At 64.5% G+C, this 23,967-nt stretch carries 34 protein-coding genes; 3 read left to right on the top strand and 31 right to left on the bottom strand.

The window, feature by feature from the left end; genetic code table 11:
• Positions 1-151: 151 nt before the first annotated feature.
• On the bottom strand, positions 152-1,015 hold the full coding sequence (locus AB7F10_RS04235) for a cytochrome c (RefSeq protein ID WP_428557523.1): 864 nt from the start codon (positions 1,013-1,015) through the stop codon (positions 152-154).
• Between the two features lie 309 nt (positions 1,016-1,324).
• Between AB7F10_RS04235 and AB7F10_RS04230 the strand changes: the two genes are divergently transcribed.
• From AB7F10_RS04230 to AB7F10_RS04220, 3 genes are all read left to right on the top strand, one after another.
• A complete protein-coding gene (locus AB7F10_RS04230; RefSeq protein WP_428557524.1) occupies positions 1,325-2,350 on the top strand; it encodes an ABC transporter substrate-binding protein in 1,026 nt (341 codons plus the stop codon).
• A gap of 43 nt (positions 2,351-2,393) precedes the next feature.
• Positions 2,394-3,221 (top strand): ABC transporter permease, encoded by an 828-nt coding sequence (locus AB7F10_RS04225; protein ID WP_428557525.1) that lies wholly within the window; start codon positions 2,394-2,396, stop codon positions 3,219-3,221.
• Between the two features lie 99 nt (positions 3,222-3,320).
• Positions 3,321-5,198: an NAD(P)-binding protein gene (locus tag AB7F10_RS04220; protein WP_428557526.1), complete on the top strand. Its 1,878-nt coding sequence runs from the start codon at positions 3,321-3,323 to the stop codon at positions 5,196-5,198.
• Between the two features lie 9 nt (positions 5,199-5,207).
• Here AB7F10_RS04220 and AB7F10_RS04215 read toward each other — a convergent pair whose 3' ends face one another.
• From AB7F10_RS04215 to fusA, 30 genes are all read right to left on the bottom strand, one after another.
• A complete protein-coding gene (locus tag AB7F10_RS04215) occupies positions 5,208-5,825 on the bottom strand; it encodes an ankyrin repeat domain-containing protein (protein ID WP_428557527.1) in 618 nt (205 codons plus the stop codon).
• Between the two features lie 71 nt (positions 5,826-5,896).
• Complete coding sequence (rplQ, locus tag AB7F10_RS04210; RefSeq protein WP_428557528.1) at positions 5,897-6,328, bottom strand: 50S ribosomal protein L17; 432 nt, start codon at positions 6,326-6,328, stop codon at positions 5,897-5,899.
• 191 nt (positions 6,329-6,519) lie between these two features.
• Positions 6,520-7,548, bottom strand: a complete 1,029-nt coding sequence (locus AB7F10_RS04205) for a DNA-directed RNA polymerase subunit alpha (protein ID WP_428558386.1) — start codon at positions 7,546-7,548, stop codon at positions 6,520-6,522.
• 91 nt (positions 7,549-7,639) lie between these two features.
• Positions 7,640-8,029, bottom strand: coding sequence for a 30S ribosomal protein S11 (gene rpsK, locus AB7F10_RS04200; RefSeq protein WP_428557529.1), 390 nt, complete (start codon positions 8,027-8,029; stop codon positions 7,640-7,642).
• 58 nt (positions 8,030-8,087) lie between these two features.
• Positions 8,088-8,462, bottom strand: coding sequence for a 30S ribosomal protein S13 (gene rpsM, locus AB7F10_RS04195; protein ID WP_428557530.1), 375 nt, complete (start codon positions 8,460-8,462; stop codon positions 8,088-8,090).
• A 168-nt stretch (positions 8,463-8,630) separates the two neighbouring features.
• Positions 8,631-9,512 carry an adenylate kinase gene (locus AB7F10_RS04190; protein WP_428557531.1) on the bottom strand — a complete coding sequence of 294 codons (882 nt, stop codon included), beginning with the start codon at positions 9,510-9,512 and terminating at the stop codon, positions 8,631-8,633.
• Entirely contained in the window at positions 9,509-10,840 is a 1,332-nt protein-coding gene (gene secY / locus AB7F10_RS04185) for a preprotein translocase subunit SecY (protein WP_428557532.1), read from the bottom strand. The genes AB7F10_RS04190 and secY overlap by 4 nt, the downstream gene beginning before the upstream one ends.
• 52 nt (positions 10,841-10,892) lie before the next feature.
• Positions 10,893-11,498: a 50S ribosomal protein L15 gene (gene rplO / locus AB7F10_RS04180; RefSeq protein ID WP_428557533.1), complete on the bottom strand. Its 606-nt coding sequence runs from the start codon at positions 11,496-11,498 to the stop codon at positions 10,893-10,895.
• 9 nt (positions 11,499-11,507) lie between these two features.
• Complete coding sequence (gene rpmD / locus AB7F10_RS04175) at positions 11,508-11,699, bottom strand: 50S ribosomal protein L30 (RefSeq protein ID WP_428557534.1); 192 nt, start codon at positions 11,697-11,699, stop codon at positions 11,508-11,510.
• 5 nt (positions 11,700-11,704) lie between these two features.
• Positions 11,705-12,280, bottom strand: coding sequence for a 30S ribosomal protein S5 (gene rpsE, locus AB7F10_RS04170; protein WP_428557535.1), 576 nt, complete (start codon positions 12,278-12,280; stop codon positions 11,705-11,707).
• Positions 12,281-12,294: 14 nt separating this feature from the next.
• Positions 12,295-12,657, bottom strand: a complete 363-nt coding sequence (gene rplR, locus AB7F10_RS04165; protein ID WP_428557536.1) for a 50S ribosomal protein L18 — start codon at positions 12,655-12,657, stop codon at positions 12,295-12,297.
• An 11-nt stretch (positions 12,658-12,668) separates the two neighbouring features.
• Positions 12,669-13,202 (bottom strand): 50S ribosomal protein L6, encoded by a 534-nt coding sequence (rplF, locus tag AB7F10_RS04160; protein WP_428557537.1) that lies wholly within the window; start codon positions 13,200-13,202, stop codon positions 12,669-12,671.
• Positions 13,202-13,600: a 30S ribosomal protein S8 gene (gene rpsH / locus AB7F10_RS04155; protein WP_428557538.1), complete on the bottom strand. Its 399-nt coding sequence runs from the start codon at positions 13,598-13,600 to the stop codon at positions 13,202-13,204. Before rpsH ends, rplF begins: the two co-directional genes overlap by 1 nt.
• Positions 13,601-13,610: 10 nt before the next feature.
• Positions 13,611-13,916, bottom strand: a complete 306-nt coding sequence (rpsN, locus tag AB7F10_RS04150) for a 30S ribosomal protein S14 (RefSeq protein ID WP_428557539.1) — start codon at positions 13,914-13,916, stop codon at positions 13,611-13,613.
• Positions 13,917-13,956: 40 nt separating this feature from the next.
• Positions 13,957-14,619, bottom strand: a complete 663-nt coding sequence (rplE, locus tag AB7F10_RS04145) for a 50S ribosomal protein L5 (RefSeq protein ID WP_428557540.1) — start codon at positions 14,617-14,619, stop codon at positions 13,957-13,959.
• Complete coding sequence (gene rplX, locus AB7F10_RS04140) at positions 14,612-14,938, bottom strand: 50S ribosomal protein L24 (protein WP_428557541.1); 327 nt, start codon at positions 14,936-14,938, stop codon at positions 14,612-14,614. Before rplX ends, rplE begins: the two co-directional genes overlap by 8 nt.
• Positions 14,938-15,306 (bottom strand): 50S ribosomal protein L14, encoded by a 369-nt coding sequence (gene rplN / locus AB7F10_RS04135; protein ID WP_428557542.1) that lies wholly within the window; start codon positions 15,304-15,306, stop codon positions 14,938-14,940. The genes rplX and rplN overlap by 1 nt, the downstream gene beginning before the upstream one ends.
• A 40-nt stretch (positions 15,307-15,346) precedes the next feature.
• A complete protein-coding gene (rpsQ, locus tag AB7F10_RS04130; RefSeq protein ID WP_428557543.1) occupies positions 15,347-15,595 on the bottom strand; it encodes a 30S ribosomal protein S17 in 249 nt (82 codons plus the stop codon).
• 11 nt (positions 15,596-15,606) lie between these two features.
• A complete protein-coding gene (rpmC, locus tag AB7F10_RS04125; RefSeq protein WP_428557544.1) occupies positions 15,607-15,813 on the bottom strand; it encodes a 50S ribosomal protein L29 in 207 nt (68 codons plus the stop codon).
• Positions 15,814-15,818: 5 nt separating this feature from the next.
• Positions 15,819-16,232 (bottom strand): 50S ribosomal protein L16, encoded by a 414-nt coding sequence (rplP, locus tag AB7F10_RS04120; RefSeq protein WP_428557545.1) that lies wholly within the window; start codon positions 16,230-16,232, stop codon positions 15,819-15,821.
• A 26-nt stretch (positions 16,233-16,258) separates the two neighbouring features.
• Entirely contained in the window at positions 16,259-16,960 is a 702-nt protein-coding gene (rpsC, locus tag AB7F10_RS04115) for a 30S ribosomal protein S3 (protein WP_428557546.1), read from the bottom strand.
• Between the two features lie 10 nt (positions 16,961-16,970).
• On the bottom strand, positions 16,971-17,354 hold the full coding sequence (rplV, locus tag AB7F10_RS04110; protein WP_428557547.1) for a 50S ribosomal protein L22: 384 nt from the start codon (positions 17,352-17,354) through the stop codon (positions 16,971-16,973).
• Positions 17,355-17,382: 28 nt separating this feature from the next.
• On the bottom strand, positions 17,383-17,661 hold the full coding sequence (rpsS, locus tag AB7F10_RS04105) for a 30S ribosomal protein S19 (protein WP_428557548.1): 279 nt from the start codon (positions 17,659-17,661) through the stop codon (positions 17,383-17,385).
• Between the two features lie 10 nt (positions 17,662-17,671).
• Positions 17,672-18,502, bottom strand: coding sequence for a 50S ribosomal protein L2 (gene rplB, locus AB7F10_RS04100; protein ID WP_428557549.1), 831 nt, complete (start codon positions 18,500-18,502; stop codon positions 17,672-17,674).
• A 10-nt stretch (positions 18,503-18,512) separates the two neighbouring features.
• A complete protein-coding gene (locus AB7F10_RS04095; RefSeq protein WP_428557550.1) occupies positions 18,513-18,812 on the bottom strand; it encodes a 50S ribosomal protein L23 in 300 nt (99 codons plus the stop codon).
• Entirely contained in the window at positions 18,809-19,429 is a 621-nt protein-coding gene (gene rplD / locus AB7F10_RS04090) for a 50S ribosomal protein L4 (RefSeq protein ID WP_428557551.1), read from the bottom strand. Before rplD ends, AB7F10_RS04095 begins: the two co-directional genes overlap by 4 nt.
• Before the next feature lies 1 nt (position 19,430).
• Positions 19,431-20,195, bottom strand: a complete 765-nt coding sequence (gene rplC, locus AB7F10_RS04085) for a 50S ribosomal protein L3 (protein WP_428557552.1) — start codon at positions 20,193-20,195, stop codon at positions 19,431-19,433.
• 16 nt (positions 20,196-20,211) lie between these two features.
• Positions 20,212-20,520 carry a 30S ribosomal protein S10 gene (gene rpsJ / locus AB7F10_RS04080; protein ID WP_326863391.1) on the bottom strand — a complete coding sequence of 103 codons (309 nt, stop codon included), beginning with the start codon at positions 20,518-20,520 and terminating at the stop codon, positions 20,212-20,214.
• Positions 20,521-20,636: 116 nt separating this feature from the next.
• Positions 20,637-21,827, bottom strand: a complete 1,191-nt coding sequence (gene tuf, locus AB7F10_RS04075) for an elongation factor Tu (protein ID WP_428557553.1) — start codon at positions 21,825-21,827, stop codon at positions 20,637-20,639.
• A 43-nt stretch (positions 21,828-21,870) separates the two neighbouring features.
• Positions 21,871-23,949 (bottom strand): elongation factor G, encoded by a 2,079-nt coding sequence (fusA, locus tag AB7F10_RS04070; protein ID WP_428557554.1) that lies wholly within the window; start codon positions 23,947-23,949, stop codon positions 21,871-21,873.
• Positions 23,950-23,967: the final 18 nt, after the last annotated feature.

Genomic DNA, 23,967 nt, shown 5'->3' with positions numbered 1-23,967 from the left:
CCGTTCTTCGAACGGCTATGCCCGGCCGACGAGTCGGGGAACTGCGGAGATTAGGCCCCCTTTCGGGCGAATTGAAGCCCGGCCGGGCCGGCTTTCTTATGGGTCGCGTTTTCTTCACGCGAACCGGTATCCACTTCGCTTGAAAACGCTCCTACTCCTTCGCCGGCACGGTGCGCAGATAGGCGACCACGGCGTCGAGGTCGTCGGCCGTCATTTTGGCGTAGAGCGGGAAACCCATTGGCGGCTTCAGTTTGCTGCCGTCCTTGCTGATGCCCTGCGTGATCGCCCGCTTGATCTCGGCATCGGTCCAGTTGCCAAGGCCCTTCGCCTTGCTCGACGTGATGTTGCGCGACACCGACTTGCCCCAGGGACCGGGGAATTCCGCCCCGCCGGCGCCGAGCTTGTTGTCGAAGTCACGGCCGCGCGCGCCGAACGGCGTGTGGCACTCCATGCAGTGCGCGATGGTGGCGAGGTAGAAGCCCTTCTTCACCTTGTCGGTGAGGTCGGCTTCCTTGAACGGCTTGTCGCCGCCCGGCGGGATCGGATGGCCCTGCGGCATCTTGTAGACCGGATCAGGCACCTGGTTCTTGACCGGCTTCAGCGTGCGCAGGTATGCGACGACCGCGCTGATGTCGCGCTCGGTCATGATTTCGTAGAAGCCGCTCGGCATCACCATCGCGACCGGCGTGCCGTTCGGCTTCAGGCCCTTGCGCAGTGCCGTCTTGATCTGCGCGTCGGTCCACGACCCGATGCCGGTCTCCTTGTCCGGCGTGATGTTCGGCGCCGTCACCTTGAACGGCGGCTCATCCCACGACAGACCGCCGGAGAAGTCCTTGCCGGCGACCGCGGCCGGCGGCCCCTTCGGCGTGTGACAGTTGCCGCAGGTCAGCAGCGAATTGACCAGATAGTCGCCGCGCGCAACGAGCGCCTTGTCCTGAGCGAACGCCGCCGAATTCAGAATGGCGAAAATTGCGCCGCCAAGCACCACGGCGCGAAGCGCGAAAACCCTGAGCATGATGTCCCCCTCAGCTCACCCGGAATCTGCGCGCGAACATTAGCCCGCTAATGATACCGCCGCCACGCTCCCCGATGTGACCGCACAACGTTATTCCCGAAACCGAAACGGAAATTTTGCAGCGCACGCCAACCCGCCCACTCGAAAGGCCCGGGATAATCTGCCATGATCGCTGCATCCAGCCGGCACGCGGCGTTTGATGCGCCCGCAACAAGACCGGCGGTTGAGGATGAGGAACAAACGGCCGGGCCGGACCGCAGGCGCATAACCGCCGCGGCATCCAGACAACGGCCCAACAGGGAGGATTTCATGACACGTCTTCGCGCAGCGTTTCTTGCGCCGCTTATGGCGCTTGCCGGCTTCGTTGCCGCGCCCGGCATCGCCGCGGCGCAGCAGGAAATCACCGTCGGCCTGCCGACCAGCCCGCCGAACGTCGTGCATATGCCGGTGGTCGTCGCGCAGGACCTCGGCCTCTACAAGAAGTACGGCATCACCGTGAAGACCGTGGCGTTGCCCGGCGGCGTGCATGTGTTCCGCGGCGTGCTCGCCGGCAACATCGATGTCGGCCTTGCACCCGGTTCGGTGTCGGCGGTCGGCAAATCGAAAGGCGCTCCGACCAAGATTCTCTCGGCCAACCTCTACAAGTTCGAAGCCTCGATGGTCGTGCGCGACAACGTGAAGACGATGGCCGATCTCAAGGGCAAGCGCATCGGCATCCAGGAGCCCGGCGGCTTCGCCGACATCATCTCGAAGTCGGTGCTGCGCGCCGCCAAGGTCGATCCGAAGGAAGCCAATTTCGTCTCGATTGCGACCGAGGACGTGCCGGCGCTGGTCGCCAACCAGGTCGATACCGCGATCCTGCATGTCGAGCAGGAAATGCTCGCCAAGAGCAAGGTGCCGACGCTGCACGCGATCGCCCGCATGTGGGAGATCCAGCCGAAGACGGTCTACACCGTCGCGGTCGCCAGCGAAAAGACCATCAAGGACAAGGCCAAGGCCATGCAGGCCTTCGTCACCGCGACGATGGAAGCGACGCGCATCATCTACAACGACAAGGCCAAGGTGCTGCCGATCATGGTCAAGCACACCGGCTATCCCGAAAAGGTCATTTCCGACACCTACGACTTCATGGTGAAGGAGTGCATCTGGGACGCCAATTCCGGCCTCAACAAGGAGCGGTTCGACTTCACCGCCGGTTTGATGACGCGGGTCGGCAATATCGAGAAAGGCAAGACGCCGTCTTACGAGGACATGATCGACGCCTCCTTCGCCAAGAAGGCGATCGCCGATCTCGGCGAGTGGAAGGGCCCGAAGTGCCCGTCGGCTGCCTTCTGATCGCCTAGCCTGCCCGCGCGGACCGCGTCCGAGGAGATCGACAATGAGCGCCGTCAACGACGCCCGGGCCGTGAACACGGCTGCGCCCGCAGCCACCGCCAAGACCGCGCCGCCGCCATTCTGGCAGCGGCGCGCCTTCTTTCGCTACGGCGCGCTGGCGCTGATCCTCGGCGTGTGGGAACTGACCGGGCCGTCGATCGACCCTATCTTCTTCACCTACCCCTCGAAGATCGCCGTCGCCTTCGCAACGCTGACGCTCAACGGCGAATTGCCCTACTTCCTCGGCCAGAGCCTCGAAGTGCTGGTGTTCGGCCTCGGCTTCGCGATCCTGATCGGCATTCCGCTCGCGGTCGCGATGGCGCGGGTACGCCAGCTCGACTGGGCGCTCGACCTGCCGATCAACGCCTTTTACGCCACGCCGATGGTCGCGCTGGTGCCGGTGCTGGTGCTGTGGTTCGGCATCTATCTGAAGGCCAAGATCATCGTCGTGTTCCTGTTCGCGGTGTTCCCGATCATCATCAACACCTATCAGGGCGTGCGCGAGGTCGACCGTAACCTGATCGAGGTGGCGCGCTCGTTCCGCTCCAGCGAGCGGGCGGTGTGGCAGGACGTGCTGTTGCCCTTCGCCTTGCCCTATATCGCCGCCGGCATCCGCCTCGCGATCGGCCGCGGCCTCGTCGGCATGATCATCGCGGAGTTCTACACCACGATTTCCGGCCTCGGCTTCATGGTGACGAAATACGCCAATGTGTTCGAGATGGACAAAACCTTCGTGCCGGTGATCACGCTGATGTTCCTCGGCGTGACGCTGACGAACGGCGCCAAATGGCTGGAGAAGCGCATCGCGCCGTGGCGGCGGGCAGAGGCGTGAGGGTTCGGCAGGCTTGAAGATTCCTCACCGCGACGCCGCCGGCCGACCGCGAATAAAAGGGCGCTGGCGCGCAACGCCGGCGCCCGTTACGCTTGAGACATGATCGACGGGATAGACCGCCGAGACTTCCTCAATGGCGTCGCCCTGACGATGGCGTCGGGGCTCACGCCGGCGCAGCTTCTCGCGCAGACGCCGTCCCCCTATCCTCCCGCCCTCACCGGCCTGCGCGGGCATCATCCGGGCTCATTCGAGGCCGCTCACAAATTGCGCGACGGCGAGGATTTCAAGCTCGACGGCGTGCCGGTGACCGAGCGCTACGACCTGATCGTGGTCGGCGGCGGCATCAGCGGGCTTGCGGCGGCGTGGTTCTACCGCGAGCGCGCCGGAGGCAAGGCGCGCATCCTCATCCTCGACAATCACGACGATTTCGGCGGCCACGCCAAGCGCAACGAGTTCACCGCCGACGGCAACCTGCTGATCGGCTACGGCGGCAGCGAATCCATGCAATCGCCGAAGGCGGAATACAGCGCGGTGGCGAAACGGCTGGTGCGCCGGCTCGGCATCGACGTCGCACGGTTCGACAAGGCGTTCGACCGCCGCTTCTATCCCTCGCTCGGCCTGTCGCGCGCAATGTTCTTCGGCAAGGAGACGTTCGGCCGCGACACGCTTGTCACCGGCGACCCGATGACGATGGTGGCCGACGACCTGACCCCCGATTTGCTCAACGCCAGGCCGCTGCGCGATTTCATCGCCGGCTTTCCGATCTCCGACAAGAGCAAGGCGGAACTGCTCGGCCTCTACGAGCAAAAGACCGATCCGCTGTCCGGCAAGCCGGCGGCCGAGAAGATCGCCGTGCTGAAATCCACCAGCTATCGCGATTACCTGATCAAGATCTGCGGCGTCTCCGAGGAGGTCGCCAACTGCTTCCAGGGCCGCACGCTCGATTTTTTCGCGCTCGGCTGCGACGCGGTGCCGGCCTATGACGCGATGGAGACCGGCTATCCGGGCTTTGCCGGCCTCGGCCTGCCGCACGAGCAGAACGCGGAACTGACCGAGCCCTATATTTATCACTTCCCCGACGGCAACGCCTCGATTGCCCGGCTTCTGGCGCGCGATCTGGTGCCCGGCGTCACGCCGAAGCACAAGGGCAAGTCACCCGGCATGGACGACATCGTGCTGGCGCGGTTCGACTATGCCGCGCTCGACCGCCCCTCGCAGCCGGTGCGCATCCGGCTCAACTCGACCTGCGTCAATGTTCGCAACAGCGGCGGCGGCACGGAGATCGCCTACGTGAAGGACGACAAGCTCGTGCGCGCGGGCGCAAAGCATGTCGTGCTCGCCTGCTTCAACATGATCGTCCCCTACCTGATGCCGGAACTGCCGCAGGAGCAGCGCGACGCGCTCGCGAAGAACGTCAAGGCGCCGCTGGTCTATACCAATGTCGTCACGCGCAACTGGCGTCCCTGGGCGACACTCAAGGTGCACGAGATTTCCGCGCCGATGTCGTTTCACTGCCGGGTCAAGCTCGACTATCCCGTCGATCTCGGCGGCTACCGCCATCCGCGCGACCCCGACAAGCCGATCTGCATCCACATGGTGCATGTGCCGGGCGAACCCCATCAGGGACTGGAAGCGCGCGACCAGTTCCGCATCGGCCGCCAGAAGCTGCTCGACATGAGTTTTGAGGAGATCGAGAAGCATGTGCGCGGCGATCTCGACCGCATGCTTGGCCCCGGCGGCTTCTCGAGCGGGCGTGACATCGCGGCGATTACCGTCAACCGCTGGTCGCACGGCTACGCCTACGCGCAAAACTCGCTGTTCGACAAGGACGACGAATTCGCGGCCACTTCGGCACTGGCACGCCGCAAGGCCGGCAACGTGGCGATCGCAAACTCCGACTCCGAGTGGAGCGCCTATGCCCACAGCGCAATCGACGCAGGCCATCGCGCCGTCGGCGAACTGCTGACGAAGGCCTGACGGGCCGCGCTACTTCGCGCCGGCGTCGCTGAGGATTTTCGCGATTTCCGTGTAGCCGCGCCGCTTGGCATGGCCGAGCGGCGTGACGCCGTCGCGGTCGGCGATGTTCAGGCTCGCCCGCGCCTTGACCAGCATGCGCACAATGTCAGTGTGGACCTTGCCGCCGTCGCCGAGGATCACGGCCTCCAAGAGCGCGGTCCAGCCGAGATTGTTGACGTGATCCTTGTCGATCGCCGTGCGCAGCAGGATCTTCACGGTCTCCGGGTGGCCGTGATGCGCCGCCGGGATCAGCGCCGTGCCGCCGTAGCGGTTCGTGCTCGCGAGGTCCGCCTTGCCAGTGTCGAGAATGGCCTTGAGGATCGCATTGCGCCCCTCCGCGCCGGCATAGAGAAACGCGCTGTCCTGGATATTGTCCTTGATGTTCGGGTTCGCGCCGGCCTCGATCAACACGCGCGCGATGGCCGGCTCGTTGCGATGGGTGGCGATCAGCAGCGAGGTGCGGCCGCGAATGTCGCGGACGTCGACGGTCGCGCCGTCCTTCAGCGCCTTCTTCACGGCGGCAAGATCGCCGTTGATCGCGGCGACGATCAGCGCGCGGTCGGCGGCGGAGTCGGACGCTTGCGGCATCGAAATACCAGCCCACAGCAAAAAGGCGGCGCCGAGCGCCGCCTTTGCGAATGTTGCGATGGAGGCCCGCATCAAGCGGTGGCGGCCTCGTCCGCCTCGACCTTCTTTTCCTGCACCGGGCCGGAGTCGAGACCCTTGGCATCGACGTCGCGGTCGACGAATTCAATCACGGCGAGCGGCGCGTTGTCTCCGTAGCGGAAGCCCGCCTTCATGATGCGGGTGTAGCCGCCGTTGCGGTCCTTGTAGCGCGGGCCGAGCACGTCGAACAGCTTCTTGGCCATCGCGACGTCGCGGATCTGCGAGATCGCCTGGCGGCGGCCGTGCAGGCCGCCCTTCTTGCCGAGCGTGATCAGCTTCTCGATCACCGGGCGAAGATCCTTCGCCTTCGGCAGCGTCGTCATGATCTGCTCGTGCTTGATCAGCGCGGCGCACATGTTGGCGAACATCGCCTTGCGATGCTCCGCCGTGCGGTTGAACTTCCGGTGAACCTTGCCGTGACGCATTGTTACGTTTCCTTCTTCAGTGTCCCGACGGTTCGTCGGAAGTTGCAGGTGGGCTTCCTGCGTTCGCCCGATCTTCCCGCCCTGTCATTCCGGACGCTGCGAAAGCAGCGATCCGGAATCCAGCAACAGGCGCAATATCAGTTTCTGGATTCCGGGTTCGGCGCTCACGCGCCGCCCGGAATGACAGAGACTCAGTAGTGATCCTCGAAGCGCTTGGCGAGCTCTTCGATGTTCTCCGGCGGCCAGCCCGGCACTTCCATGCCGAGGTGGAGGCCCATCTGCGCCAGCACTTCCTTGATCTCGTTGAGCGACTTGCGGCCGAAGTTGGGGGTGCGGAGCATTTCCGCTTCCGACTTCTGCACGAGGTCGCCGATGTAGACGATGTTGTCGTTCTTCAGGCAGTTCGCCGAACGGACCGACAATTCCAGCTCGTCCACTTTCTTGAGGAAGGCCGGGTTGAAGGCGAGGTCCGGGATCGACTCCACGGCCTGTTCCTTGCGCGGCTCCTCGAAGTTCACGAAGACGTTGAGCTGGTCCTGCAGGATGCGCGCGGCATAGGCGAGCGCGTCGTCCGGCGTGACCGCGCCGTTGGTCTCGACGGTCAGCGTGAGCTTGTCATAGTCGAGGATCTGGCCCTCGCGGGTATTCTCGACCTTGTAGGAGACCTTGCGGACCGGCGAATAGAGGCTGTCGACCGGGATCAAGCCGATCGGCGCGTCTTCCGGGCGGTTGCGCTCGGCGGCGACGTAGCCCTTGCCGGTGTTGACGGTGAATTCCATGCGGATTTCGGCGCCCTCGTCGAGGGTGCACAGCACGAGTTCCGGATTGAGCACCACGACGTCGCCGACCGTCTGGATGTCGCCGGCGGTGACGGTGCCGGGACCCTGCTTCTTCACCACCATGCGCTTGGGGCCTTCGCCCTGCATCTTGATGGCGATGTCCTTGATGTTGAGGACGATGTCGGTCACGTCCTCGCGCACGCCGGCGATCGAGGAGAATTCGTGCAGCACGCCGTCGATGTGGACGGACTGCACCGCGGCGCCTTGCAGCGACGACAGCAGCACGCGGCGAAGCGCGTTGCCGAGCGTCACGCCGAAGCCGCGCTCGAGCGGCTCGGCCACCATCGTGGCCGTGCGCGACGCATCGCTGCCCGCCGTGACCTGCAACTTGTTCGGCCTGATCAATTCCTGCCAGTTTTTCTGGATCACGTGTTCACCCATCATATCGCGCGGCCTGCCCCGCGCACCCCACCCGCCGTGTGGGAAGAATGTCGGCGGAGGCGGACCCCTCGGGGCCCGTCGCAATCGAAAATCAGACGCGCCGGCGCTTGCGCGGCCGACAGCCGTTATGCGGAATGGACGTCACGTCGCGGATCGAGGTGATCGTGAAGCCGGCCGACTGCAGCGAGCGCAGCGCCGATTCACGGCCCGAACCCGGACCGGAAACCTCGACTTCGAGCGTGCGCATGCCGTGTTCCTGCGCCTTCTTGGCGGCATCTTCGGCCGCGACCTGCGCGGCATAAGGCGTCGACTTGCGCGAACCCTTGAACCCCATCGTGCCGGCCGACGACCAGGCAATCGTGTTGCCCTGCGCGTCCGAGATGGTGATCATGGTATTGTTGAACGACGCATTCACGTGCGCGACGCCGGACGCGATGTTCTTGCGCTCGCGGCGGCGGACGCGGGTGGCTTCCTTGCCCATTCGTAGTCCTCTCGCGGCCGGAAACCCCAACGGTCCCGGCCATCCCTGTTCCTAAAACTCAGACGGTCTTTTTCTTGCCAGCGATGGTCTTGGCCGGACCCTTGCGCGTGCGGGCGTTGGTGTGGGTGCGCTGGCCGCGGACCGGGAGGCCCTTGCGGTGACGCAGGCCACGGTAGCAGCCGAGATCCATCAGCCGCTTGATGTTCATCGCCACGTCACGGCGCAGATCGCCTTCGACCATGTAGTCGCGGTCGATGATCTCGCGGATCTGCAGCACCTCGGCGTCGGTCAACTGCGACACGCGACGCTCCGGCGGCAGATTCACCTTGGTCATGATGTCCTGGGCATTTTTCTGCCCAATCCCGTGGATGTATTGAAGCGCGATGACCACGCGCTTGTTGGTCGGGATGTTCACACCAGCGATACGAGCCACGGGTAGTCTCTCCTGTTACCGGACGGTCCTGTTAGCGAACCATGCACCGGTGGGCATAAATTCTGTTGTCCCTTGAAGGGCTTAACGCAACGCAGAACACGACACCCTCCCCTGCTTCCGGGGCCCGGCATCGCGTCAGACTCGTTGATAGGCGTGTTATTAGGGCATTCATCGCCGTTTCGTCAACCTCCGGCGGCTGGATGCCTTGCGGGCGCTTTTGCGGCCCGCCTTGCGCCGCTTCACGGCGGATTTGGCGGCCGATTTACGGGCCGGCTTGGCGGTTTTGGCGCGTTTGGCGGCCGAAACCGCCTTTTTCCGTCCCTTTTTGGCACCCTTCCGGGCCGCCTTCTTCGCCGCGGACTTCTTGCCGACCGCCCTGCGGGCGGCAGCGGCCTTGCGGGCCGCCGGACGCTTGCGGGCGGGCTTGCGGCCGGCCGGACGGCGGCGCGAGGACGGCGCGGCAGCCTTGCCGCGGCCGAGGATACGATCGATCGCGGCGGCGACCTCCTCGATCGGCGCCATGCCGTCGACGGTCTTCAGCATGCCCTTGCCGGCATAGTGGCTCGACAGCGGCGCGGTCTGCGCCCGGTAGGCGGCGAGACGATCCTTCAGCACCGCAGGATTATCGTCGGCGCGCAACTTCTCGCCGCGCGCGGTCATCTCCGCGACGCGGCTCTCGATGCGGCGCACGAGGATGTCTTCATTGACCTTCAACTCGACCACGGCATCCAATTCGAGGCCGCGCTCGGCCAGAATCTTTTCCAGCGCTTCGGCCTGCGCCACCGTGCGGGGAAAGCCGTCGAGGATGAAGCCGCGGCGCGCGTCCGGCTCGCCGATGCGGTCTGCGATGATGGCGACGACGACCTCGTCCGGCACCAGCTTGCCGGCCGCCATGAGATCCTTGGCTTGCAAGCCCACGGGCGTCTGCGCGGCGACCGCCGCGCGCAGCATGTCGCCGGTCGACAGCTGCACGATGCCGTGCTTGCGAACCAGTCGTTGTGCCTGCGTGCCCTTTCCGGCCCCCGGCGGCCCGAGCAGTATCAGCCTCATCGTTTGCGGCCTCGCAACTTCGAGCGCTTGATGAGGCCTTCATACTGGTGCGCGAGCAGATAGCCCTGCACCTGCGCGACCGTATCCATCGTCACGCTGACGACGATCAGCAGCGAAGTGCCGCCGAAGTAGAACGGCACCGCCGCGTAGGAAATCAGGATTTCCGGAATGATACAGACGATGGCGAGATAGATCGCACCGACCACCGTGATGCGCGACAGCACATAGTCGATGTATTCGGCGGTGCGCTCGCCCGGCCGGATGCCCGGAATGAAGCCGCCGTGCTTCTTCAGGTTGTCGGCGGTCTCGGTCGGATTGAACACGATCGCCGTGTAGAAGAACGCGAAGAACACGATCAGCGCGATGTAAAGGATCAGGAAGCCCGGCCGGCCGTGGCCGAGGAAGGTCGTCAGCGTGGTGAGCCAGCCCGGCCCCTGCCCCGCATTGAAGTTCGCAACCGTGGTCGGCAGCAGCAGCAGCGACGACGCAAAGATCGGCGGGATGACGCCCGAGGTGTTGAGCTTCAGGGGCAGATGCGAACTCTGCCCTTCGAACATCTGGTTGCCGACCTGGCGCTTGGGATACTGGATCAGCAGGCGGCGCTGGGCGCGCTCCATGAAAACGATGAAGGCGATGACGGCAACCGCCATCAGCATGATGATCAGGATGAGGCCGGTCGACAGCGCGCCCTGACGGCCGAGTTCCAGTGTGCCGGCAATCGCCGACGGCAGCTCCGCGACGATGCCCGCCATGATGATGAGCGAGATGCCGTTGCCGATGCCGCGCGAGGTGATCTGCTCGCCGAGCCACATCAGGAACATGGTGCCGCCGGTCAGCGTGATGACGGTCGAGATGCGGAAGAACATGCCGGGCGCGGACACCACATTGCCGGCGCCTTCGAGGCCGACCGCGATGCCGTAAGCCTGGAACACAGCGAGCACCACGGTGAGATACCGGGTGTACTGGTTCATGACCTTGCGGCCCGCCTCGCCTTCCTTCTTGAGCTGCTCAAGCGTCGGCGACACGGTGGTCAGAAGCTGAATGATAATCGAGGCAGAGATGTAAGGCATGATGTTCAGGGCGAAGATCGCCAGCCGGTGGATGCCGCCACCGGAGAACATGTTGAACATGCCGAGAATGCCGCCGGACTGGGTCCGGAAGATCTGGTCCCAGGCGGACGGATCGACGCCGGGCAGCGGGATATAGGTGCCGAGCCGATAAACGAGCAGCGCACCCAGCGTGAACCAGATGCGCTTCTTGAGTTCGTCGGCCTTGGCGAGCGCCGCGAAATTCAGATTGGATGCCAGTTGTTCCGCTGCCGAGACCATTCACCGCTCCGCTTGGCTTGCGCGCCCCACTGCACGAAGCCTCATATAGGCATCACTCGGCGTCGTCGCCGCCCTTGTCGGCCTTCTTCTTCGCGCCCTTATCGGCACCTTTGCCGGCCTTCTTGTCGCCACCCTTGGTGGCTTCGAGCGCCGCGCGCTTGTTCTTGCCGCGGGGCTCGGCATCCTCTTCCTTGGCGGGCGCCAGGATCTTGACCGAACCACCGGCCTTCTCGACCGCCGCGATCGCTGACTTCGAGGCGCGCCACACGGAGAAGTCGACCTTGGCCTTCAGCTCGCCGCTGCCGAGCAGCTTGACGCCACCCTTCTCGCGGCGAAGCACGCCGGCCTTCACCAGCGCGGCGACGTCGACCGGGTTCTTGGCATCGAGCGTGCCGGCATCGATCGCTTCCTGCACGTCGCGGAGATTGATCTCGTTGAGCTTCACCGCGAACGAGGTGTTGCGGAAGCCGCGCTTCGGCAGGCGGCGATGCAGCGGCATCTGGCCGCCTTCGAAGCCCTTGTTGCGGTAACCGGAGCGCGCGGTCTGGCCCTTGCCGCCGCGGCCGCCGGTCTTGCCGCGGCCCGAACCGATGCCGCGGCCGATGCGGGTGCGCTTGTGGCGCGAGCCGGGATTGTCGGCGATGTTGTCGAGTTTCATGACGTCCTCTTAGCCTTCGACGACCCGCACCAGGTGATGCACCTTGCGGATCATGCCGCGCGTTTCCGGGGTGTCCGGCAGATCACGCGAGCGGCCGATCTTGTTGAGCCCGAGCCCGATCAGCGTCTTGCGCTGCGCACCGTCGCGGCGCAGCGGGCTGCCGACCTGCTCGACTTTGATGGTCTTGGATGCTTTCGCCATAACGCTTACTCGGCCACTTGTTCGGCGTCGCCCTCGCGGCGGCGCGACTGCAGGGTCGACACCTTCAGATTGCGGCGCGCGGCGACCGAGCGCGGCGAATCCTGGTGCTTGAGCGCGTCGAAGGTGGCGCGCACGACGTTGTAGGGATTTGACGAACCGAGCGACTTGGCGACGACGTCCTGCATGCCGAGCGTCTCGAACACGGCGCGCATCGGGCCGCCGGCGATGATGCCGGTGCCGGGAGGCGCCGCGCGCAGGAACACCTTGCCCGCGCCGTGACGGCCGTAAACGTCGTGATGCAGCGTGCGGCCTTCACGCAGCGGCACGCGCGTCAGGCCGCGCTTGGCGGCGTCGGTCGCCTTGCGGATGGCTTCCGGAACCTCGCGCGCCTTGCCGTGGCCGAATCCGACCCGGCCCTTCTGATCGCCGATCACGACCAGCGCGGCGAAGCCGAAACGCCGGCCGCCTTTCACCACCTTGGCGACGCGGTTGATGTGCACGAGCTTGTCGACAAACTCGCTGTCGCGCTCCTGCCGGTCGCGGCCGCCGCGTTCACGATCTCGTCGGGGTTCATGTGCCATGCGTTATGGTCCAATCAGAAGTTAAGTCCGCCCTCGCGGGCGGCGTCGGCCAGCGCCTTGATGCGGCCGTGATAAAGATAAGAGCCGCGGTCGAACACGACTTCCTTGATGCCCTTCTCGACGGCGCGCTGCGCGACCAGCTTGCCGACCGCCTTGGCGGCCTCGATGTTGGCGCCAGTCTTGCCGCCGTCGCGCATGGTCTTTTCCATCGTCGACGCGGCGGCGACAGTCACGCCCTTCACGTCGTCGATCACCTGCGCATAGATGTGCTTGGACGAGCGGTGCACCGACAGGCGAACGCGCCCATGCGCGGCCCGCTTGACGTTGCGGCGAACGCTGTCCTTGCGCCGCGCAGTCCGAATGGCTTCCCTCGACATCTCGGGCTCCGTTACTTCTTCTTGCCTTCCTTGCGGAAGATATATTCGTTTGCGTATTTCACGCCCTTGCCCTTGTAGGGCTCCGGCGCGCGGTATTCGCGGATTTCGGCGGCGACCTGACCGACCTTCTGGCTGTCGATGCCGGTGACGACGATCTCGGTCGGCTTCGGCGTCGCGATCGTGATGCCTTCCGGGATCAGATAGTTCACGTCGTGCGAGTAGCCGAGCTGCAACTGCAGCGTCTTGCCGGCGACCGCGGCACGGTAACCGACGCCGTTGATCTCGAGCTTCTTTTCGAAGCCCTTGGTGACGCCCTGGACCAGATTGGCGACGTTGGCGCGCGAGGTGCCCCACAGCGCACGGGCCTTCTTGGTCTCGTTGCGCGGATCGAGCTTGATCGCGCCCTTGTCCATGACGACGGCGACGTCGTCGGGAACGACGAGCGCCATCGCGCCCTTCGGACCCTTGATCTTGACGGTCTGCCCTTCGACGCTGGCGGTAACGCCAGTCGGGACAGCCACAGCTCGTTTGCCTACGCGTGACATCAGAACACCGTGCAGATGATTTCGCCGCCGACATTGGCGTCGCGCGCCGCGTGATCGGCCATCACGCCCTTCGGCGTCGACAGAATCGAAATGCCGAGGCCGTTATTGATGCGCGGCAGCGCCTTGACGGAGGTGTAGACCCGGCGGCCCGGCTTCGACACCCGCTCGATTTCGCGGATGACCGGAGCGCCATCGAAATACTTCAGCTCGATCTCAAGCTCGAAGCGGCCATTGGTATGCGCAGTCGAGGTATAGCCGCGGATATAGCCTTCGCTCTTGAGCACTTCGAGCACGCGCTCGCGCAGCCGCGAGCCCGGCATGTTGACCTTCGACTTGTTCCGCATCTGCGCATTGCGGATGCGTGTGATCATGTCGCCGATCGGATCGTTCACAGCCATGCGCCCCTCCTCACCAGCTCGACTTCACGAGGCCCGGAATGAGCCCCTTGGAGCCAAGCTCGCGCAGCGCGATACGGCTGAGCTTGTGCTTGCGGTAATAGGCGCGCGGGCGGCCGGACAGTTCGCACCGGTTGCGGACGCGCGTCTTGGACGAGTTGCGCGGCAGCTCGGCGAGCTTCAGACCGGCGGCGAATCGATCTTCCATCGACGCCTTCTTGTCCATCTGGATCGCCTTCAGCTTCGCGCGGCGGCCGGCGAACTGCTTCGCCATCTTGCGCCGCCGGTTGTTCTTCTCGACCGAACTCTTCTTGGCCATTCATCAGCTCCTTAACGGTTCCGCGTATGAGCGCGCTGGCTCACTGCCGGAACGGGAAATTGAACGCATCGAGCAGCGCGCGGGCTTCCTTGTCCGTGCGCGCGGTCGTGCAAACGGTGATGTCGAGACCCCAGACATCGGTGACCTTGTCGAAGTCGATCTCCGGGAAAATGATGTGTTCCTTGATGCCGAGCGAGTAGTTGCCGCGGCCGTCGAAGCTCTTCGGGTTGAGACCGCGGAAGTCGCGCACGCGCGGCAGCGCGATGTTCACCAGGCGGTCGAGGAAGTCGTACATCCGCGCCTTGCGCAGCGTGACCTTGCAGCCGATGGCCTGGCCGTCACGCAGCTTGTAGGTCGCGATCGACTTGCGCGACTTGGTGATGACGACCTTCTGGCCGGCGATCAGCGTCAGGTCGCCGGCGGCGTTGTCGACCTTCTTGCGGTCGGCCACGCCCTCGCCGATGCCCATGTTGAGCACCACCTTGGTAATGACCGGAACCTGCATCGGGTTCGCGTAATTGAATTCCTTGGTCAGCCGGGCGCGGATTTCGCTGTCGAAATGCGTGCGCAGGCGCGCGACATAGGTCGAGCGTTCACGCGGCTTTTTCGGCGAAGACTTCGCCTCGGCCTTGGCGGCCGCAGCGGCCTTCTTTTCGGCCTTGGCTTCCTGCTTCGCCAGCGCGGTTTTGTCGGTCTCAGCCATCGATCTCAACTCCCGAGCGCTTGGACACGCGCACCTTGCGGCGGTCGGCGCCCTCGCCCACAAACTTGAAGCCCACGCGGGTCGCCTTGCCGTCCTTCGGATCGGCGATCGCGAGGTTCGACAGGTGGACCGGGCCTTCCTTGGAAATGATTCCGCCTTCCTGCTGGGCGGTCTGCTTCTGGTGGCGCTTGACCATGTTGACGCCACGCACCAGCGCCTGGGCGGCGGCCGGGCGCACTTCGATCACCTCGCCCGAACGGCCCTTGTCGCGGCCGGCGAGCACGACGACCTTGTCGCCCTTGCGGATCTTCGCGGCCATCACAGCACCTCCGGCGCGAGCGAAATGATCTTCATGTGGTTCTTGGCGCGCAATTCGCGCGGCACCGGCCCGAAGATACGGGTGCCGACCGGCTCGGCCTGCGCGTTGATCAGCACGGCGGCGTTGCGGTCGAAGCGAATGACCGAACCGTCGGCGCGCTTGATGTCCTTGGCGATGCGGACGACGACCGCCTTCATCACCTCGCCCTTCTTCACGCGGCCGCGCGGGATCGCCTCCTTCACCGAGACGACAATCGTGTCGCCGATGGTGGCGTACTTGCGCTTCGAGCCGCCGAGCACCTTGATGCACATGACGCGGCGCGCACCGGAGTTGTCCGCCACATCGAGGTTGGTCTGCATCTGGATCATGATGCCACTCTCGTCTTTCGTGTTCTGTTTCCGCGACCGCTTACTGCGAAGCCCGCTTGTAAAGCTCAATCACTTCCCAGCGCTTGAGCTTCGACAACGGCTTGCGCTCTTCGATGTAGACCGCGTCGCCGACCTTGTATTCGTTCTTCTCATCGTGCGCGTGATACTTCTTGGACCGACGCACGGTCTTCTTCATCGTGGGGTGCGTAAAGCGCCGTTCGACCTGCACGACAACGGTTTTGTCCTGCTTGTCGCTGACGACGACGCCATAGAGCGTACGCTTCGGCATCTTTCGGCCCCTTACTCTTTCGCTTTCGCCGCGGCGCGCTTCTGCGCGGCGATGGTTTTCAGTTGCGCGATGTCGCGCCGCACGGCGCGCACCCGCGAGGTGTTCTCGAGCTGCCCGGTCGCCCGCTGAAAGCGCAGGTTGAACTGCTCCTTCTTGAGCTTGAGCACTTCGTCGTCGATCTGGTCGGACGTCATCGCCCGGATGTCGGCTGCTTTCATCGTCGTTACTCGGCAATGCGTTCGATGAACCGGGTCTTGACCGGGAGCTTCGCGGCGGCGAGCGCCAGCGCTTCCTTGGCCAAGCCGAGCGGAATGCCATCGACCTCGAACAGGATCCTGCCGGGCTTGACGCGGACGACCCAAAGCTCCGGGTTGCCCTTGCCCTTGCCCATGCGCACTTCAATCGGCTTCTTCGACACCGGAACGTCCGGGAACACGCGGATCCAGACGCGGCCGGCGCGCTTCATGTGGCGGGTGAGCGCACGGCGCGCCGCCTCGATCTGGCGGGCGGTGACGCGCTCCGGCTCCAGCGCCTTGAGGCCGAACTGGCCGAACGCCAGGGTGACGCCGGAGGTGGCGACGCCGTGGATGCGGCCCTTGAAGCCCTTGCGGAACTTGGTGCGTTTCGGTTGCAGCATGACTTAAATCCGTTCTGGCTCCCCGCTTACGCCGCGCTGTCGCGGCGCGGACGGCCGGCATCGCTGTCGGAAAGCTTCTTGTCCTGCGCCATCGGGTCGTGCTCGAGGATCTCGCCCTTGAAGATCCAGACCTTGACGCCGCAGGTGCCGTAGGTGGTGAAGGCGGTCGAGACGCCGTAGTCGACATCGGCGCGCAGCGTGTGCAGCGGAACGCGGCCTTCGCGGTACCACTCCATGCGCGCGATTTCGGCGCCGCCGAGACGGCCCGAGCAGTTGATGCGGATGCCCTCGGCGCCGAGACGCATCGCCGACTGCACGGCGCGCTTCATCGCGCGGCGGAAGGCGACGCGGCGCTCGAGCTGCTGCGCGATCGACTCGGCAACGAGCTGGGCGTCGAGCTCCGGCTTGCGGATTTCGATGATGTTGATGACGACGTCGCTGTCGGTCATCTTCGCCACCGTCTTGCGCAGCTTCTCGATGTCGGCGCCCTTCTTGCCGATCACCACGCCCGGACGCGCCGAGTGGATGGTGACGCGGCACTTCTTGTGCGGGCGCTCGATCACGATGCGCGCGACGGCGGCCTGCTTCAGCTCCTTCATCAGCGCGCTGCGGATCTTGATGTCCTCATGCAGCAGCGAGCCGTAATCGTTCTTGCCCGCGTACCAGCGCGAGTCCCAGGTGCGGTTGATGCCGACGCGCAGCCCGACCGGATTGACCTTTTGACCCATCGAGTTCTCCTCAGGCCTTGGCGGCTTCGACCTGACGAACCACGATCGTCAGGTGCGAGAACGGCTTGAAAATACGACCCATGCGGCCGCGACCGCGGGCCGCAAAACGTTTGATGACCAGCGACTTGCCGACATGGGCCTCGGCGACGACGAGATCGTCGACGTCGAGGTCATGGTTGTTTTCGGCGTTCGCGATCGCCGACTCCAGGCACTTGCGCACATCCCTGGCGATGCGCTTGCGCGAAAATTCCAGATCTGCGAGCGCCGTCGCGGCCTTCTTGCCGCGGATCAGCTGCGCGACAAGATTGAGCTTCTGCGGGCTGATCCGGATGTTCCGGGTCACCGCCTTGGCTTCGTTGTCAGCGAGTACGCGCTCGCGCGAGCTCTTGCCCATGATCGTGCTCTCTCAATGTTCCTTGCGGCTACTTCTTGACGGCTTTCTTGTCGCCCGAGTGGCCGTGGAAAATCCGCGTCGGCGCGAACTCTCCGAATTTGTGTCCCACCATCTCCTCGGTCACCAGCACCGGAATGTGCTTCTGGCCGTTGTAGACGCCGAAGTTCAACCCGACGAACTGCGGCAGGATGGTCGAGCGGCGGCTCCAGATCTTGATCACATCGTGGCGGCCGGACGCGCGCGCGGTCTCTGCCTTCTTGAGCAGAAAGCCGTCGACGAAGGGGCCTTTCCAAACCGAACGGGACATATCTCTCGTCCTACTTCTGTTTCTTGCGGTCGTGACGGCTCGACAGGATGAACCGTTTGGTGCGCTTGTTCTTGCGGGTCTTCTTGCCCTTGGTCGGGAAGCCCCAAGGCGTCGTCCACTGAACGCCGCCATTGGTGCGGCCACCGTGCGGGTGGTCGACCGGGTTCATCGAGATACCGCGGTTATGCGGACGACGGCCCTTCCAGCGCTGACGGCCGGCTTTGGCAATCGTCGTGTTCATGTGGTCGGGGTTCGACACCGCGCCGATGGTCGCCATGCAGCGGCCGTTGACGAGGCGCTGTTCCGACGAGTTCAGGCGGATGATGACGTAGTCGCCATCGCGGCCGACGATCTGAACATAGGCGCCGGCGGAGCGCGCGATCTGCCCGCCCTTGCCGATCTTCAGCTCGACGTTATGAACGATGGTGCCGACCGGGATGCTGCTGAGCGGCATCGCGTTGCCCGGCTTGATGTCGCAGCTCTGCCCGGCGACGACGGTGTCGCCGGCCGCGAGACGCTGCGGCGCCAGGATATAGGCCTGCTCGCCGTCCTGATACTTGATCAGCGCGATGAACGCGGTGCGGTTCGGATCGTATTCCAGCCGCTCCACGGTCGCCGGCACGTCGTGCTTGCTGCGGCGGAAGTCGATGGTGCGCAGCGAACGCTTGTGACCGCCGCCGCGGAAGCGGACGGTGGTACGGCCGTTGTTGTTGCGGCCGCCCGACGAGGATTTGCCAACGGTCAGCGCCTTGACCGGCTTGCCCTTGTAGAGGCCCGAACGGTCGACGATCACCAGGTGGCGCTGGCTCGGCGTCGTGGGTTTGAATGTCTTGAGTGCCATCGCCTTGCCTCTACAGACCCGTGGTCACGTCGATGCGGTGACCCTCTTCGAGAGTCACGATCGCGCGCTTGACGTCGGAACGCTGGGCGCGGGTGTTCTTGAACACCTTCATCTTGCCTTTGCGCGTCAGCGTATTGACCGACTTCACTTTGACATCGAACAGCTTCTCGACCGCTTCCTTGATCTGCGGCTTGGTCGCGTTGGGCGCGACCTTGAACATGACCTTGTTCTGCTCGGACGCCACCGTCGACTTTTCGGTGATGACCGGCGACAGGATCACGTCGTAATGGCGAGGATCGCTGGTGCTCATTTGAACCGCGCCTCCAGCGCTTCGACCGCCGCCTTGGTCAGCACGAGCTTCTTGCGGCGGAGAATGTCGTAGACGTTGATGCCCTGAACCGGCAGCACATCGATATTCGGGATGTTGCGCGCGGCCGACTGGAAGCCTGCCTCGAGTTCGGCGCCGTCGACGATCAGCGCGCTCTCGAAACCGAGCTTGTCGAACTGGGCGCGCAGCGCCTTGGTCTTGGCTTCCTTGATGGACGCCTTGTCGATCAGCACCAGGCCGCCCTCTTTCGCCTTCGACGACAGGGCATGCTTGAGCGCGAGCGCGCGCACCTTCTTCGGCAGCTCGGACGCATGGCTGCGCACGATCGGGCCGAAGGCCTTGCCGCCGCCGCGGAACTGCGGCGCGGTCTGGGCGCCGTGACGGGCGCCGCCGGTGCCCTTCTGGCGGTACATCTTCTTGGTGGTCTTGGCGATCTCGCCGCGCATCTTGGTCTTGTGCGTGCCGCGCTGGCGCTTGGCGAGCTGCCAGTTGACGCAACGCTGCAGGATGTCCGAGCGCGGCTCGAGGCCGAAAATCTCGTCCGACAGCTTGACGGAGCCGGCTTCCTTGCCCTCGAGGGTGGTGATCTTCATGTCCATGTTATGCGCCCTCCTTCTCGGCAGGCGCTGCTTCGGCGGGCGCCGCCTCGGCGGGCTTCGCATCCGACTTCGGCGCAGCCTTGCCTTCGTCGGCGAGCTTGAACTTGCCCGGCTTCGGCGCGTCCTTCGGCAGCTTCTTCTTCACCGCGTCGCGGACGCGAATCCAGCCGCCCTTGGCGCCGGGGATCGCACCTTCGACCAGCAGCAGGCCGCGCTCGACGTCGGTCTGCACGACCTTCAGGTTGAGCGTGGTCACGCGCTCGTCGCCGAGGTGACCGGGCATCTTCTTGCCCTTGAAGGTCTTGCCGGGATCCTGACGGCCGCCGGTGCCGCCGATCGAACGGTGCGAGATCGACACACCGTGCGTGGCGCGCAGGCCGCGGAAATTCCAGCGCTTCATGCCGCCGGCGAAGCCCTTGCCGATCGAGGTGCCCGTGACGTCGACGAACTGACCGACGACGAAGTGGTCGGCGGTGATTTCGGCGCCGACCGGGATCACCGCGTCGTCGCTAACGCGGAACTCGGCAAGCTTGCGCTTGGGCTCGATCTTGGCCTTGGCGAAATATTCGCGGTCGGACTTGATCATGTTGTTGGCACGGCGCTCGCCCGAACCGAGCTGCAGCGCGACGTAGCCGTTCTTGTCCTTGGTGCGATGAGCGATCACCTGGCACTGCGCAAGGCGCAGAACGGTGACCGGGACGTGCTCACCGGCTTCGGTGAACACCCGCGTCATCCCGAGCTTCTGTGCGAGCACTCCGCTGCGCATCGTCAGTCCCCTAACCTTACAGCTTGATCTCGACGTCGACGCCGGCGGCGAGGTCGAGCTTCATCAGCGCGTCCACGGTCTGCGGCGTCGGGTCGACGATGTCCAAAAGGCGCTTGTGCGTGCGCATCTCGAACTGTTCGCGGCTCTTCTTGTCGATGTGCGGCGAGCGGTTCACCGTGAACTTCTCGATCCGCGTCGGCAGCGGAATCGGACCGCGGACCTGGGCGCCGGTGCGCTTGGCCGTGTTCACGATCTCGCGCGTCGACGCATCGAGGATGCGGTGATCGAACGCCTTGAGCCGGATCCGGATATTCTGGCCGTTCATCTTTGTTTCTCTCGGTGGTCATGCCCGGCAACAGCGCCCGGCGGCCACGAATGCAAATTCCGTCGATACAGAGCCGGTGGCCGGGCTGTTACACCCGGCCACGGCGTCTTGAAGTCTTACTCGATGATGCTCACGACAACGCCCGAGCCGACGGTGCGGCCGCCTTCGCGGATGGCGAAGCGCAGCTTCTCGTCCATGGCGATCGGAACGATGAGGTGGACCTCGATCGACACGTTGTCGCCCGGCATCACCATTTCCGTGCCCTGCGGCAGGTGCACGATGCCGGTCACGTCGGTCGTGCGGAAATAGAACTGCGGACGATAGTTGGTGAAGAACGGGGTGTGACGGCCGCCCTCTTCCTTCGTCAGGATGTAGGCCTCGGCCTTGAACTTCGTGTGCGGCTTCACCGAGCCAGGCTTGCAGAGCACCTGGCCGCGCTCGACTTCCTCGCGCTTGGTGCCGCGCAGCAGCGCGCCGATGTTGTCGCCCGCTTCGCCCTGGTCGAGCAGCTTGCGGAACATCTCGACGCCGGTGACAGTCGTCTTGACGGTCGGCTTGATGCCGACGATCTCGACTTCCTCGCCGACCTTGATGATGCCGCGCTCGACACGGCCGGTGCAAACGGTGCCGCGGCCCGAGATCGAGAACACGTCTTCGACCGGCATCAGGAACGGCTGATCCTTCGGACGCTCCGGCTGCGGGATGGTCTCGTCGACCGCCTTCATCAGCTCAAGCACGGCTTCCTTGCCGAGCTTCGGGTCCTTGTCTTCGAGGGCGGCGAGCGCCGAACCCTTGATGATCGGGATCTTGTCGCCCGGGAAATTGTACTTCGACAGCAGCTCGCGGACTTCAAGCTCGACCAGCTCGAGCAGTTCCGGATCGTCGACCATGTCGCACTTGTTCAGGAACACGACGATCGCCGGCACGCCGACCTGGCGGGCGAGCAGGATGTGCTCGCGGGTCTGCGGCATCGGGCCGTCGGCAGCCGACACGACGAGGATCGCGCCGTCCATCTGCGCGGCGCCGGTGATCATGTTCTTCACGTAGTCGGCGTGGCCGGGGCAGTCGACGTGCGCGTAGTGGCGGTTCGCGGTCTCGTACTCGACGTGCGCGGTCGAGATGGTGATGCCGCGCGCCTTCTCTTCCGGCGCCTTGTCGATCTGGTCGTAGGCGGTGAAGGTCGCGCCGCCGGTCTCCGCCAGCACCTTGGTGATCGCGGCCGTCAGCGACGTCTTGCCGTGGTCGACGTGACCGATCGTACCGATATTGCAGTGCGGCTTGCTACGGTTGAATTTCTCTTTGGCCATCGGACTCTCCGTTCAGATCCTTATTCGTTAACGACCGGATGCGTTACGCAAACTTCTTCTGCACTTCGGCAGAGACGTTGGCGGGCAGTTCGGCATAGTGATCGAACTGCATGGTGAAGGTAGCGCGCCCCTGAGACATGGAGCGCAGGTTGTTGACGTAACCGAACATGTTCATCAGCGGAACCATGGCGTTGATGACATTGGCGTTGCCGCGCATGTCCTGGCCCTGGATCTGGCCACGCCGCGAGTTGAGGTCGCCGATGACGGAGCCGGTGTAATCCTCCGGCGTCACCACCTCGACCTTCATGATCGGCTCGAGCAGCACCGGCTTGCCCTTCTGCATGGCTTCGCGCAGCGCGGCACGCGCCGCGATTTCGAACGCCAGCGCCGAGGAGTCGACGTCGTGATGCTTGCCGTCGACCAGCGTCACCTTGAGATCGACCACCGGGAAGCCGGCGAGCACGCCCGAACCGAGCACGGACTCAAGGCCCTTCTCGACGCCCGGGATGAATTCCTTCGGCACCGAACCGCCGATGATGTCGTTGACGAACTCGAACGGCGCGCCGGGAACCGTCGGCTCCGCGACAATCTTGACGCGGGCGAACTGGCCGGTACCGCCGGTCTGCTTCTTGTGCGTGTAATCGACCTCGGCGCTCTGCGTGATCTTCTCGCGGAACGCCACCTGCGGCGCGCCGATATTGGCGTCGACCTTGTAGGTGCGCTTGAGGATGTCGACCTTGATGTCGAGGTGCAGTTCGCCCATGCCCTTGAGGATGGTCTGGCCCGACTCCTGGTCGGTCGACACGCGGAACGACGGGTCTTCCGCGGCGAGCTTCGCCAGCGCGACGCCGAGCTTTTCCTGATCGGCCTTCGACTTCGGCTCGATCGCGATCTCGATGACCGGGTCCGGGAATTCCATCTTCTCGAGGATCACCGGCTTGTCCGGATCGCACAGCGTATCGCCGGTGCGGGTTTCTTTCAGGCCGGCCAGCGCGACGATGTCGCCGGCATAGGCTTCCTTGATGTCTTCGCGGTTGTTCGCGTGCATCAGCAGCATGCGGCCGATGCGCTCTTTGCGCTCTTTCGTCGAATTGATGACGCCGGTACCCGACGACAGCACGCCCGAATAGATGCGGCAGAAGGTGATGGTGCCGACGAAAGGATCGTCCATGATCTTGAAGGCGAGCAGCGACATCGGCGCATCGTCCTTCGGCTCGCGGATGATCTCCTCGCCTTCCTTGTTGGGGTCGATGCCCTTGATCGCCGGCACGTCGAGCGGCGACGGCAGATAATCGACGACGGCGTCGAGCAGCGGCTGTACGCCCTTGTTCTTGAAGGCCGAGCCGCACAGCACCGGATAGAAGGCGCCGGTGATGACAGCCTTGCGGAGAAGCTTCTTCAGCGTCGCCTCGTCCGGCTCCTTGCCGTCGAGGAACGCGGTCAGCGCGTCGTCGTCGAGTTCGACGGCGGCTTCGATCATCTTCTCGCGATATTCCTTGGCCTGATCGACCATATCCGCCGGGATGTCGACGTAATCGAACTTGGCGCCCAGCGACTCGTCGTTCCAGATGATGCCCTTCATCGTCACGAGATCGACAAGACCCTTGAAGTTGCTCTCCGCGCCGATCGGCAGCTGGATCGCAACCGGCTTCGCGCCGAGGCGGTCGACGATGTCGGACAGGCACTTGAAGAAATCGGCGCCGGTCTTGTCCATCTTGTTGGCGAAGACGATGCGCGGAACCTTGTACTTGTCGCCCTGGCGCCAGACGGTCTCGGTCTGCGGCTCGACGCCCTGGTTGCCGTCGAGCACGACGACGGCGCCGTCGAGCACGCGCAGCGAACGCTCGACCTCAATGGTGAAGTCGACGTGGCCGGGAGTGTCGATGATGTTCAGGCGCTTGCCGTTCCAGAACGCGGTGGTCGCGGCCGACGTGATGGTGATGCCGCGCTCCTGCTCCTGCTCCATCCAGTCCATCGTCGCGGCGCCTTCGTGCACCTCGCCGATCTTGTGGCTCTTGCCGGTGTAATAGAGAATCCGCTCGGTCGTCGTCGTCTTGCCCGCATCGATGTGGGCCATGATGCCGAAGTTGCGGTAGTTCTCGATTGCATGAGCGCGGGGCATAGCGATTCCTTAGCGTTC

The sequence above is a fragment of the Pseudolabrys sp. genome, from assembly GCF_050250095.1.
Taxonomy (GTDB): Bacteria; Pseudomonadota; Alphaproteobacteria; order Rhizobiales; family Xanthobacteraceae; genus Pseudolabrys.
Note: the sequence above shows the minus strand (reverse complement) of the source record. Positions and strands in the feature narration are given on the sequence as shown.